Genomic DNA, 12,109 nt, shown 5'->3' with positions numbered 1-12,109 from the left:
GTGTGAAGGAATGACGATGACTCTCTCCCCCGACTATCTCACCGATCGCTCGCCGGGATTCGGCGGACGCATCGCCCGATCATGGCTGCATTCGGATGCCCCGAAGCTCGATCTTGCCGGCGACTGGTCGTTTCGACTGCTGCCGAGCGCAGAGCCGACCGGCGAAGACTCCGACGCATTTGCGCGACCATCGACCGACGTGGAGTCATGGGATCGCATTGCCGTTCCGGCGTCCTGGGTGCTGGTGGGCGACGGTCGATACGGGCTCCCGATCTACACCAACGTGCAGTTTCCGTTCCCGGTCGATCCGCCCAACATTCCGGATGCGAACCCGACCGGAGACTACCGGCGCACCGTCGAGCTTCCGGTCGATTTCAGCGCGGGGGCGCGCCTCGTCCTGCGATTCGACGGGGTGGAGTCCGCCTTCCGCGTTTGGTGGAACGGGCACGAGATCGGCGTCGGCAAAGGCAGCCGTCTCGCCCACGAGTTCGACGTCACCGACTTCGCGACCGCGGGAGAGAACGTGCTCGCCGTTCGAGTACACCAGTGGTCGGATGCCAGCTACATCGAGGACCAGGATCAGTGGTGGCTGCCGGGAATCTTCCGAGATGTCTCCCTCAGTGCGCTGCCGCTGGCGGGCATCGACGATGTGTGGTTGCGAACATCGTGGCGGGATGGTCGCGGATTCATCGATCCGGAGGTGCGCGCGAATCCCGGCGCGTACCCGGTGCGCCTCGAGGTGCCGGAGTTGGGAGTGGATATGCAGTGGGCGGATGAGGACTCGGTCGCGCCGATCCCGCTGACGAGCGTCGAACCGTGGTCGGCCGAGTCGCCACGACTCTACGAGGCCACGGTCTCGACATCCGCCGAGAAGATCAGTCTTCGGCTGGGCTTTCGCACCATCGAGATCGTCGGTGACCAGCTGCTCGCCAATGGTCGCCGGCTGGTCTTCCACGGCATGAACCGTCATGAGGCGCACCCCGATCGTGGACGCGTCTTCAACGAAGCGCACGCTCGCGAAGACCTGGCGCTGATGAAGAGATTCAACGTCAACGCGATTCGCACCAGCCACTACCCGCCGCACCCGCGACTGCTCGATCTTGCGGATGAGCTGGGACTGTGGGTGGTGCTCGAATGCGATCTCGAGACCCACGGCTTCGAGGCCGGGGGTGCCGGTAACGACTGGACCGGTGATCCCGCCGCCGCCGCCGCACGCACCAGCCGACTGACCGCGCGGGATCAGGGCCACGCGAGCACGGGCGCGGGTGCCTGGGCCGCGAATCCGAGTGACGATCCGGACTGGCGCGGTGCCTATCTCGACCGGATCGAACGCACGCTCGAGCGCGACAAGAACCACGCGAGCGTGGTCATCTGGTCTCTCGGCAACGAGTCCGGCACGGGAGCAAACCTCGCGGCGATGGCCGCCTGGGTGCACGACCGCGATCCGGATCGCCCCGTGCACTACGAGGGCGACTACGCCGGCGCGTACACCGATATCTACTCGCGGATGTATCCCTCGGTGCCGGAAACCGAGTCCATCGGCCGCGATGACACGTCGCTGCTTCTCGGATGCTCGGCCGCCGAATCTGCCCGACAGCGCTCCAAGCCGTTCCTGCACTGCGAATACGTTCATGCGATGGGCAATGGACCGGGCGCCATCGACCAGTACGAAGGTCTCGTAGACCGCTACCCGCGGCTGCACGGCGGTTTTGTCTGGGAGTGGCGGGACCACGGAATCCGCACCCGCACACCAGAGGGGGTCGAGTACTTCGGCTACGGAGGTGACTTTGGCGAGGTCGTGCACGACGGCAACTTCGTGATGGATGGCATGATCCTCTCGGATGACACCCCGATGCCGAGCCTTGCGGAGTACGCGGCGGTGGTGGCGCCGTTCCGGTTCGCTTTTGGTTCGGATCTCAGCGGTATCCCAACAGGCGGTATCGAGATCCGCAGCATGCGGCACTCGCTCGGTTCCGACGATGTGGAATTCATCTGGCGGCTGGAGCGCGACGGTATCGAGACGGGGTCCGGCACACTCGAGGTTGCGGCGCTCGAGGCCGGTGAAACGATCTCGGTCGACCTGCCAGCTCTCGAAATTCAGCCGGACGGCGAAAGCTGGCTGACCGTTGAGGCGCGGCTGCGTTCGCAGACGGACTGGGCCGATGCCAGCCATGTGCTCGCATTCGGACAGCACGACGTGACCGCGCGCTCGTTGCCCGCGTCGAGGCTCCCGCGATGGAGCGTCGGCACCGCGACATCCGGAGTCCGCACCCTGGCAATTGGTTCCTTCGACGACAGCCGCCTTACCCACATCGATGGACTGGCCATCGATGGACCGGAGCTCAGTCTGTTCCGTGCCCCCACTGACAACGACCTCCGCACCGGCCCGGGCAGCTATGACCTTGCGGATCCCACGGTGCACGACAGGGGACTCCCCTCCCCCGCCCTCGCGGAAATCTGGCGTTCTGCCGGGCTCGACCGCCTCACCAGTCGCATCGTCGAGCGGGAGCACGGGCTCAGCGGCATCCGCGAATTGCGTCGCTGGTCTTCGGCAGCCAGCCGGGAGAGCGTCTACACGACTGCGCGCTGGCAGGCACTCGACGACTCGCTTCTGCTGACAGTGGAGATCGAACCATCCTCCGGCTGGGATATTGTCTGGCCGCGCCTCGGAATTCGGTTTGCTCTCCCCCGTGGCCTGGAGAGCGCGAGCTGGTTCGGCACGGGGCCGCTCGAGTCCTATCCGGACAGCGCGAATGCGGCTCGGGTCGGCAGTTTCACGAGCGCGGTCGATGACCTGAACGTGCCGTATTCCCGTCCACAGGAGACCGGGCATCGGCCGGGGCTGCGGCAGCTGCAACTGACCGGATCAGCCGGAAGCCTGGCCATCGAGGCGATCCCGGATCATCGCGGCCGTCGTCCCGGCTTCAGCGTTACCCGTCACACCGCAGAAGAAGTTTCGGCAGCGGGGCATCCTCATGAACTGCCGACGCCGACGAGAACATATCTGTACATCGATGCGGCGCAAAACGGACTCGGCTCGCGAGCGTGCGGTGTCGACGTCTGGCCGACGCACGCCCTGCGACCGGAGGCGCGAACACTGCAATTGCGATTTAGCGGCCTGCCCGGGAGTCATCGAGGGAGCAGCTGAACCCGTGCGGCTGGGTCACCGGAATCCGCATCGACTCGGCTCGCCTAGCCTCGGCTCGAACACGCGGTTAGCATTGAAGTGAGAGAAACCTGAGGCCGTTCACCATGTCCCCCATCACCGCGCCAGTGTTCCCGGACACCTGCGCCGCTGACCACGGACCCCGCGCGGTCTCGTGCGGCGCGGTCTCGTGCGGCGCGGTCTCGCTCGGCACCCACGCGGTGGTCGCACCGGTGAGCGCATGAGTTCAGCCATGGAGTCTCTGTACCAGGAAGTCATCCTCGACCTGTCCCGCCGCCCCCACGGACGAGGCCTTGAGAAGGATGCCGCCGGCGAATCGCACCAGGTCAATCCCACCTGCGGAGACGAGATCACCCTGCAACTCCATCTCGATCCGGGTACGGATCGCATCCGCGCCATCCGCTGGGAGGGTCACGGATGCGCGATCTCCCAGGCTTCGGCTTCGCTTTTCTCCGACCTCGGGCCCGGTCTGACGACCGCCGAACTGCAGGAACGCATCGAGCTCTTTCGGATTGCCATGCGGTCACGGGGCACGATCGAGCCAGACGAAGAGCTGCTCGGCGATGCGGTCGCACTCGGTGGGGTGTCGCGCTATGGGGCCCGCGTCAAGTGCGCGATGCTCGCCTGGGTTGCTGGCGAGCAGGCGATCATGCTTGCGGGCGCCGCCTGAGCCGCCGGAACAACCCGAACAGCCGGAACAACCCGAACAGCCCGAGCCACCTGCACAGCCCGGGCGGATGCCTTGCTCACGGCATGTTCTGTGGCACACTGAGCGCGTGACCCTCCCCGCCGCATTCGATTTGACCGGACATACCGCCCTCGTCAGCGGTGCCGGTGGCCCGGCCGGTATCGGCTTCGCAGCCGCCACAGAGCTCGGCGGCCTGGGAGCACGTGTGATTGTCACGTCGACGACCGATCGGGTCTTCGAGCGCGTTGCCGAATTGCGGCTCGCGGGGGTCGACGCCTTCGGATTCGTCAGCCGACTGGAGACCGAGGAGGCGGTGTCGGCATTGGCCGCTGCTGTGTCTCAGGCGCAGCTCATTCCCGACATCCTGGTCAACAACGCTGGCATGGTTTCGGTGGGCGATGCCGGTATGGACAGCGGCGATATCTCCATGAGCCTCGACCTGTGGAATCGAGCCATCGCCATGAACCTCACAACTGCATTTTTGCTGACCAGAGCAATGATCCCCGGCATGCGCGACGTCAGGTGGGGGCGGATCATCAACGTGTCCAGCGTCAGCGGGCCGGTGATGGCGTCGCGCGCTGACCTCGCCTACGCCTCGGCTAAGGCGGGAATGGTCGGCTTCACTCGCGCACTCGCGGTTGACGAGGCCGCGCATCTCATCACGGCGAACGCGGTCGCACCCGGGTGGATCGCCACGGGCTCGCAACTGCCCGACGAATACGAGCAGGGGCTGCGAACACCGGTGGGTCGAAGCGGAACTGCGGCAGAGGTGGCATCCGTCGTCGCGTGGCTGGCCAGCCCGGGTGCTTCGTATGTCACCGGCCAGTCGATTGTGGTCGATGGCGGGAACAGCGTTGCCGAACAACGTGCGCAATAGGCAGCCCAACGTGCGCAGTAGTCAGCGCAGTGGTTAGCATCCAGACCCGTGCGGTGCGTTCACTTCCCGGCAGGATGTTGGCAGCGAGCGGGCAGAAAGCCGGGTGGCAGCCGACCAACAGCGTGTTGGCCGACCACCACCCGAGCAGGAACAGCGGACCGGTCGGCTACTTGCCGTCCAGATACCCGTTCGGGTTCAGCACGTACTTCGTCGCGGCCCCGGCGTCGAACTCCGCATAACCGCGCGGGGCATCCTCTAGTGAGATCGCCTTGGCGTTCACATTTTTCGCGATGTGCACCCGGTCGTGCAAAATCGCCTGCATGAGGCCGTAGTTGTACTTCATCACCGGGGTCTGTCCGGTGGTGAATGACAGCGACTTTGCCCAGCCGGTGCCGAGGCTCAGCGAGAGGGATCCCTTTTTGGCGCTCTCATCGACACCACCCGGGTCACCGGTGACGTAGAGCCCGGGAATGCCCATGGCGCCTCCCGCCGCGGTGATGTCCATGAGCGAGTTGAGCACCGTCGCGGGTGCCTCCTGCCCGCCGTGGTGCCCCTTCGCCTCGAAGCCGACCGCGTCGATTCCGCAGTCGACCTCCGGCACACCCAGGATCTGTTCGATCTGCGCCGCGATTTCGCCGGACGACAGGTCGATCGTCTCGCATCCGAAACTCCGTGCCTGCGCGAGACGGTCAGCATTCATGTCGCCGACGATGACTGCAGCCGCTCCGAGCAGCATTGCGGATGTCGCGGCGGCGAGCCCGACGGGACCGGCTCCGGCTACGTAGACCGTCGATCCGACGCCGACTCCGGCAGAGAATGCGCCATGGAATCCGGTCGGAAATATGTCTGACAGCATGGTCAAGTCCATGATCTTCTCGAGCGCCTGCTCGCGGTCAGGAAAGACCAGCAGGTTCCAATCCGCATACGGAACGAGCACGAACTCGGCTTGACCGCCGACCCATCCGCCCATGTCCACATAGCCGTAGGCACTGCCGGGCCGATCAGGATTCACGTTCAGACAGATGCCCGTCTTGCGCTCCTTGCAGTTCTTGCAGCGGCCGCAGGAGATGTTGAACGGCACAGAGACGATGTCCCCGACCTTCACGAACTCGACGCCCGGCCCTACCTCGACGACCTCACCGGTGATCTCATGACCGAGCACGAGGTTTGCCGGAGCGGTGGTGCGCCCGCGCACCATGTGCTGGTCCGAGCCGCAGATGTTTGTAGCGACCGTGCGGATGATTGCCCCGTGCGGTACTTTACGGCCGACGTTATCGGGGTTGACACCCGGTCCGTCTTTCAGCTCGAACTCCGGGTAGTCGACGTCGATGACTTCGACTATCCCCGGTGATTTGTATGCGACTGCCCTGTTGTCGGCCATGAAAGATCCTCCTCGATCGTCAAAAACATTTCACTGACTACAAAAGCCTATTGAGGCCGATTTCATTCGTGAATAGGGGATTTCCCTACTGTGCCGGAGACGGCTGCCGGTGCGCACAGGCGCGTCTCCCCATTCACCACTCCCCTGACTTCAGGTGGGTACGGTGATCAGTCGTGTGGGTCAGACGCGGAGATGACTACTCCTGCCCTGGAGGGGTTGGCGTGCTGACGAGCAATTGGCGAAGGGCGTGTCCGGCCGCCAGGTCGGCGAGGGCCTGGGGCGCCTCTGACAGGGGTCGGCGGGCAGAGACGAGTGACTCGAGATCGAGATCGCCCGCCATGTAGAGGTCGACAAGCCACGGAATATCCCGCTGCGGCACAACGGAGCCGTAATTGGAGCCGAGAATGCGCTGGTCAGCCTCGGCGAGCGCCAACGGGTCGAACCGGGCATGCTGCCCGGTGGGTGGGAGGCCCACGATCACGGCAGCCCCGCCGAGTCCGAGGGCGGCGATGGCCTGCTCGGTGGTGGAGATCTTCCCGATGGCATCGAAAATGTAGTCGAGGCCCTCCGGTACCGCCGCTGACAATGCGGCCACGGCATCCGTTCGGCTGCTGTCGATGACATCCGTGGCACCGAGTCGGCGGGCAAGCTCGAGCTTCTCCGGCTCGATGTCGACGGCGACTATTCGCGCGGCGCCGGCCAGACGCGCGCCCTGCACGCAGTTGAGCCCGACTCCGCCACAGCCGATGACGGCGACAGTGGAACCCGGCTGCACATTCGCGGTCTTCATCACTGCCCCGACCCCCGTGGCGACAGCGCAGCCGACCAGTGCGAGCAGGTCGAGCGGGGCATCTTTGCGCACGCGGATGGCGCCGGAGACCGGCACAACGACCCGCTCGGCGAACGAGGAGACGCCGAGGTAATGGTGCAGGGTGCGACCGTCTTTCGACAGCCGGCTGGTTCCGTCGTGCAGCACGCCGAGGGGTGCGACCACCTCGGCCACCAGCACGCACTGCGCGGGTCGGCCGGCGAGGCAGTAGCGGCATACGCCACACGCGGGCACCCAGGACAGCACGACGTGATCACCGACCTCGAGGTCGGTAACGCCCGGCCCGATCGCGCTGACGACGCCAGAGCCCTCGTGGCCGAGCACGACGGGCGTCGCGATCTGCCAGTCCCCCGAAATCACGTGCAAATCGGAGTGGCACACCCCGGCGGCGGCGATCGTCACCTCCACTTCGCCGGCTCTCGGCGGTGCAAGGTCGACCTCGGTGAAAACGGGCGCTGACCCCGGGGTCTCGAAGACGATGGCTTTCATCGCGGCACCCCGCTCCGTGGCGCACCACGCGAGGCACCGGGTGACAAAATGGCGGGCACGATCATGGCACTCCACTTTTCGACGATAACGGCAGGGTTTAGCATCACTAAACTTTACTGAATCGTGTCAGATCGAATCTGCCATGTCAACGATCTGCCGCGAATCGAACGGGGAGCTGGATGGTGCACGAACCCTCCGATGCGCCGGATGCCTCCTCCGGCATGAACGAGGCCGGCCAGAGGCTTCGCCAACTGCGACTGGCGCGCAAACTGACCCTCCTCGAGGTGGCCGAACGCACCGGTGTGACCAAGGGATTCCTCAGCCTGCTCGAGCGTGGGCACTCGCGGGTCTCGGTGCCGATTCTGCTGCGCATCTGTGAGGCCATCGGCATTCACATCGGCTCTCTGTTCGAATACCCCGACGAAACCGTGGTGCGCGAGGGCTCGCGCCTCCAGATGGGTGGAGTCGACATCGACGAGTACCTCCTGACACCGCGGGACGAAGAGCTCATTCAGGTGATGCGCACCCGGCTCCGTGCCGGCGGAGGCTCCGCGGGCGCCTACACCCTCGCTGCCACCACAATTTTTGTCACTGTGTTGCAGGGTCAGCTCGACCTGATCGTCGACTCGGTACCCCGACCACTGCTGGCAGGCGAGTCGACCACCTTCTCCGCACGTCTACTGCACGAGTGGTCGAACCCGGGCAATTCGCCGGCCGAAGTGCTGTGGGTGATCGCGCCGCCACTGCCCCGCGACCTGCTCCCGCAGGCGCTGCGCGGTTGAATATACGCCGGTCTGAGACCGATGCGGTTAGCCGGATAATAGGGACACCGGACCCACCCGTGGCCCGCCAGCGGGGAGCTAATGCAATGTCGGAACGCGCACTGTTCATCACCGGAGCAGCCAGTGGGATCGGGCGCGCAACGGCGCTGCGTGCGGCAAGTACGGGCTACGCGGTCGCCGTCGGAACCTTCGCCGGGGACCCCTACGACGCCGAAGCCGTGGTGGCCGAGATCGTTGATGCGGGAGGGGCAGCATTCGCCGTCGCCGCCAACGTGCAAGACACCGATGAGCTGGCTAACGCGGTCGATCAGACCCTGGCCCGGTACGGTCGTCTCGACGGTGCGGTTGCGAATGCAGGCATCCTCAAACGGGCTCCATTGGCTGTGCTCGAAGACAGCGACTGGAACCGCATCATCGACATCGACCTCACCGGTGTGATGCGCACGATCCGTGCGGTCACCCCTCACCTCACGGTGGGGAGCGGAATCGTGGTGGTCTCCTCCATCGCGGGCGCCGCCGTGGGCTGGAAGGGCCACACCCCCTACACGGCCGCAAAGGCGGGTCTGATCGGTTTGGTCAAGAGCGCTGCGCTCGAACTCGGTCCGCAGCAACTGCGCATCAATGCGATCCTTCCGGGGGTCATCGAGTCGCCACAATCGCTCGATCCGGTCAACTCGGGGGGCGCGGACGGTCTCGTTCAGTCGGCGGCAGCAATCCCGCTGGGCCGCGTCGGGCAGCCCGACGAAATCGCCCAGGCCATCCTGTTTCTGCTCTCCGATGCCGCCAGTTACATCAGCGGCCAGAAGCTCACCGTGGACGGCGGCCTGACCGTCGTCTGGCCCAGCTGACCGCTGGGGCCGCTACGTCACGGGGGCCGCTACATTACTGGGGTGGGGATGCCACGGGCCGCGACGGTGGCCCGAAGCCACGCCGATAGACCATCACGGTGCGTTCGAACGTAATGACCGGCACATCGCTCTGGTTCACTCCCACACTTCGCACCGTGACGATGCCGACATTCGGGCGCGAACGTGACTCGCGCACGGCGATCACCTCGCTGGAGGAATAGACGGTGTCTCCCTCGAACAGCGGGTTCGGCAACTGAACGTCATTCCACGACAGGTTCGCCATTACGTTGTAGGAGACATCGTTGACGGACTGGCCGGTCACAAGGGCGAGCGTGAACGTCGAGTTGACCAGTGGACGGCCGAACTCGGTCTGCTTCGCGTAATTGGAGTCGAAGTGCACGCGCGCGGTGTTCTGGGTGAGCAGTGTGAACCAGATGTTATCGGCCTGGGTGATCGTGCGCCCGAGTCCGTGCTGGTAGACATCACCAACCTCGAAGTCCTCGAAGAATCTGCCGTTCCAGCCCTCGCGCACAGTCATGATGCCCCCTCGAGCTGTTCGGTTATCTCGGCAAAAACGGCGATCTGATCGGCGTCGTAGCCGAGCACCTGCCGCAAAACATAGTCCGCATCCTCGTTGCGCTGCGGCGCTCTTCGGTACTCCGGCATCGCGTCTCCCACCCGCACAGCGCTCCGCACCTGGCGTACCGTACCGAACCGCGGATGCTCGGTCTCGACGATCATTTCGCGCGCCTCGGTCTGGGCATCCGTCAAAGCCTCTTGCACCGTATTCACTGGCCCACACGGCACTCCGGCGGCGCGAAGCTCGGTCAGCCAGTCGAGCGCAGGACGGCTGGCAAAGACCGCATCGAGCATCGGCAGGAGTGTGTCGGCATTTTCGCGACGCTCGGTGAAGGTGGCGTAGAGCTCAGCTGTGCCGAGCTCCGGTCGTCCGATGGTCGCGGCAAGACGCTTCCAGAATTTCTCCTTCGGGCAGGCGATGACGATCCAGCCGTCGCTCGCCTCGAAGGCCTGGAACGGCACGAGCGAAGGGTGCGCGGAGTTGTGGGTTCGAGTCGGCACGAAGTCACCGTTCAACGCCCAGATCGCCGGGTAGGTGAGCATCGTCAGAGCGGTGTCGAACAGGCTGATGTCGCAGTCCGTGCCGATGCCGTCGCGCCGGGCAGCGTGTACAGCCGCAAGCATCGAGATGGCCGCGACGAGCCCACCGGAATAGTCCACCAGCGACAGGCCGGACTTGGTGGGCGGTCCGGATGGCTCCCCCGTGAGGTCCATCCACCCGGCAATGCCCTGCAGCACATAGTCGTAGCCGGGTTCGGCGCTGCGCGGCCCGGTCATGCCGAATCCGCTCAGTGAACAGCAGACGATCGCGGGATTGAGGTGGCGCAGATCGTTGTAGGTGATGCCGATTTTTGCCGGCACATCACCGCGCAGGTTCGAGTAGACGACATCGCTCACCCGCACCAGGTCATGAAAAACGGTGCGCCCGGCTTCCGTGTTGAGGTTGATGCTGATGCTGCGCTTGTTGCGGTTGAACGCCTCGAAGAACAGGCTGTCCTCACCCTGCTGGAAGGGCGGAACGTAGCGGCCGACATCGCCGCCGGAGGCCGGATCCTCGATCTTGATAACCTCGGCACCGAGGTCGGCAAGGTGCACGCTGCCGAACGGCCCGGCCCCGTATTGCTCGATGGCGATGATTCGCAGATCTTCGAGAGGTTTCATCGCACCGACTCTCCTCGCCGCGCCCTGGCGGCCACCAGTGCGGCGACCCGAGTCATTTCATTGCCGACGATCATCATCGACTCATCAACGCCCATCCCCGGCTTGGCCAGCACCTGGCTTGCCGAGCACGCCATTGCGATGTTCGCACTCACCTGTGCGGAGCGGTCTGTTTCGTTGCAGGTGCCCCCGCAATAGGCAAGGAGTCCGCCGCGGGCCACCAGCAGCAGCGCCTCGATCGTGTTGTTGACGCCGCCGAGGTCCGGTGTCTTCACGTGGATGACGTCCGCTGCCCCCGCCGCAACGAACAGTCGGATGTCGTCAAGGGTGTTGCACCACTCATCGACCACGATCTGCACGTCGCTACCGCGTACCCGGAGTGCCTGACGCAGAGCCGCAGAGGCCGCGATCTGGCCATCTCGGCTGCCCGCGTCGATCGCGTGCTCGACTCGAAGCCGGAACGGGGCTGCCGCTTCGCCAAGGGCCACCAGATAGTCAGCGATGCGGTGCGTATCACCGCCGAACGCTTCGCCGATCGTGCCGTAGACGTCGATGTGAAGCACCGGCACGTAGTCGGTGCCGTCGCGCAGCGCGAGGATCCGATCGCGCACCCAGAGAACGTAATCGCGCAGCAGTTGCCCGTCGCGACCGAGCTTGGTATCGACATTATTGACGAGACCGTGGGGCAGGACATCCGCTCGCTTCAGAATCATTTTGTCAACATTGTCGTAGCGGTCATCACCCGATTGCACGAACATGGGCACCGGGACGATCTCGGCACCGGTGTGGTACTCATCGCGCACGACCTCGGCCATCGTGAGGCCGCGCGACCGTGCCACGGCATCCAGGAGCGCCTGGGTCACGCCGTACCGAATCGCACTGTGCAGCGGATGCCCGTGCACCTGAAGCGTGTCGATCAGCGCGGCGATGCTCCGAAAATCGGTGAGCTGGTGCTCGCGCAACAGCGGCGCAACCTGCTCGAGGATCAGCGTCGCAGCCTGCGCAGCGTCGAACACGGCATCCCGGCCACCGACGCCCGAGTACTGCACCGCGGCGCAATCTCCGTAGGCGACCTGGCCATCATCGAGCAGGAGCATCACCGAGACCGCCTCGCCGGGCTGGCGTACGGCCCGAAAACCGGGCGTGACCGGCGACCCGAGATAGCTCGCGCCAGCACGCACCGCTCCAGCGAGGATGGCGGCCTGGTCGTCGGCGAAGAACCCTGCTCGCACCGGCACAGCCAGCACCTCAGTGATCTTCATGCACTCTCCTCATCGATTTCTTCCCTGGTCACGAATGGTCGAGACGACTG

10 protein-coding genes are annotated in these 12,109 nt (G+C 65.1%); 5 read left to right on the top strand and 5 right to left on the bottom strand.

What is annotated here, in order from left to right; translation table 11 throughout:
* The first annotated feature begins 16 nt into the window (after positions 1–16).
* From IWX88_RS02650 to IWX88_RS02640, 3 genes are all read left to right on the top strand, one after another.
* Complete coding sequence (locus IWX88_RS02650; RefSeq protein ID WP_196826876.1) at positions 17–3,148, top strand: glycoside hydrolase family 2 TIM barrel-domain containing protein; 3,132 nt, start codon at positions 17–19, stop codon at positions 3,146–3,148.
* Between the two features lie 238 nt (positions 3,149–3,386).
* Positions 3,387–3,836 carry a Fe-S cluster assembly sulfur transfer protein SufU gene (gene sufU / locus IWX88_RS02645; RefSeq protein WP_196826874.1) on the top strand — a complete coding sequence of 150 codons (450 nt, stop codon included), beginning with the start codon at positions 3,387–3,389 and terminating at the stop codon, positions 3,834–3,836.
* A 106-nt stretch (positions 3,837–3,942) separates the two neighbouring features.
* The gene (locus IWX88_RS02640; RefSeq protein WP_370568139.1) at positions 3,943–4,731 is read left to right on the top strand and encodes an SDR family NAD(P)-dependent oxidoreductase; all 789 of its coding nucleotides are present in this window, start codon (positions 3,943–3,945) and stop codon (positions 4,729–4,731) included.
* Positions 4,732–4,897: 166 nt separating this feature from the next.
* Here IWX88_RS02640 and fdhA read toward each other — a convergent pair whose 3' ends face one another.
* Positions 4,898–6,112 carry a formaldehyde dehydrogenase, glutathione-independent gene (gene fdhA / locus IWX88_RS02635; RefSeq protein WP_196826869.1) on the bottom strand — a complete coding sequence of 405 codons (1,215 nt, stop codon included), beginning with the start codon at positions 6,110–6,112 and terminating at the stop codon, positions 4,898–4,900.
* A gap of 196 nt (positions 6,113–6,308) precedes the next feature.
* Positions 6,309–7,430: a zinc-binding dehydrogenase gene (locus tag IWX88_RS02630; protein WP_196826867.1), complete on the bottom strand. Its 1,122-nt coding sequence runs from the start codon at positions 7,428–7,430 to the stop codon at positions 6,309–6,311.
* A gap of 179 nt (positions 7,431–7,609) precedes the next feature.
* On the opposite strand from IWX88_RS02630, the gene IWX88_RS02625 reads away from it, so the two are divergent.
* Entirely contained in the window at positions 7,610–8,212 is a 603-nt protein-coding gene (locus IWX88_RS02625) for a helix-turn-helix domain-containing protein (protein WP_196826865.1), read from the top strand.
* An 86-nt stretch (positions 8,213–8,298) separates the two neighbouring features.
* Positions 8,299–9,060: an SDR family NAD(P)-dependent oxidoreductase gene (locus IWX88_RS02620; RefSeq protein WP_196826863.1), complete on the top strand. Its 762-nt coding sequence runs from the start codon at positions 8,299–8,301 to the stop codon at positions 9,058–9,060.
* A 34-nt stretch (positions 9,061–9,094) separates the two neighbouring features.
* Here the strand turns inward: IWX88_RS02620 and IWX88_RS02615 are convergent, their stop codons facing one another.
* Genes IWX88_RS02615 through IWX88_RS02605 form a run of 3 tightly spaced genes read right to left on the bottom strand, consistent with a single transcriptional unit; the run spans position 9,095 to position 12,059 of the window.
* Positions 9,095–9,598: a MaoC family dehydratase gene (locus IWX88_RS02615; protein WP_196826861.1), complete on the bottom strand. Its 504-nt coding sequence runs from the start codon at positions 9,596–9,598 to the stop codon at positions 9,095–9,097.
* Positions 9,595–10,800, bottom strand: coding sequence for a CaiB/BaiF CoA-transferase family protein (locus IWX88_RS02610; RefSeq protein WP_196826859.1), 1,206 nt, complete (start codon positions 10,798–10,800; stop codon positions 9,595–9,597). Before IWX88_RS02610 ends, IWX88_RS02615 begins: the two co-directional genes overlap by 4 nt.
* Entirely contained in the window at positions 10,797–12,059 is a 1,263-nt protein-coding gene (locus IWX88_RS02605; RefSeq protein WP_196826857.1) for a methylaspartate ammonia-lyase, read from the bottom strand. The genes IWX88_RS02610 and IWX88_RS02605 overlap by 4 nt, the downstream gene beginning before the upstream one ends.
* Between the last annotated feature and the right edge of the window lie 50 nt (positions 12,060–12,109).

The organism is Frigoribacterium sp. CG_9.8, assembly GCF_015751965.1.
In the GTDB taxonomy this organism is placed as follows: domain Bacteria; phylum Actinomycetota; class Actinomycetes; order Actinomycetales; family Microbacteriaceae; genus Lacisediminihabitans.
The sequence above is the reverse complement of the archived record's forward strand: the minus strand, read 5'-3'. Positions and strand labels throughout refer to the sequence as shown.

Coding starts and splice junctions, on each gene's coding strand:
- IWX88_RS02650 (WP_196826876.1), top strand. CDS start 17: ATGACTCTCTCCCCCGACTATCTCACCGATCGCTCGCCGGGATTCGGC.
- sufU (WP_196826874.1), top strand. CDS start 3,387: ATGAGTTCAGCCATGGAGTCTCTGTACCAGGAAGTCATCCTCGACCTG.
- fdhA (WP_196826869.1), bottom strand. CDS start 6,112: ATGGCCGACAACAGGGCAGTCGCATACAAATCACCGGGGATAGTCGAA.
- IWX88_RS02630 (WP_196826867.1), bottom strand. CDS start 7,430: ATGAAAGCCATCGTCTTCGAGACCCCGGGGTCAGCGCCCGTTTTCACC.
- IWX88_RS02625 (WP_196826865.1), top strand. CDS start 7,610: ATGGTGCACGAACCCTCCGATGCGCCGGATGCCTCCTCCGGCATGAAC.
- IWX88_RS02620 (WP_196826863.1), top strand. CDS start 8,299: ATGTCGGAACGCGCACTGTTCATCACCGGAGCAGCCAGTGGGATCGGG.
- IWX88_RS02615 (WP_196826861.1), bottom strand. CDS start 9,598: ATGACTGTGCGCGAGGGCTGGAACGGCAGATTCTTCGAGGACTTCGAG.
- IWX88_RS02610 (WP_196826859.1), bottom strand. CDS start 10,800: ATGAAACCTCTCGAAGATCTGCGAATCATCGCCATCGAGCAATACGGG.
- IWX88_RS02605 (WP_196826857.1), bottom strand. CDS start 12,059: ATGAAGATCACTGAGGTGCTGGCTGTGCCGGTGCGAGCAGGGTTCTTC.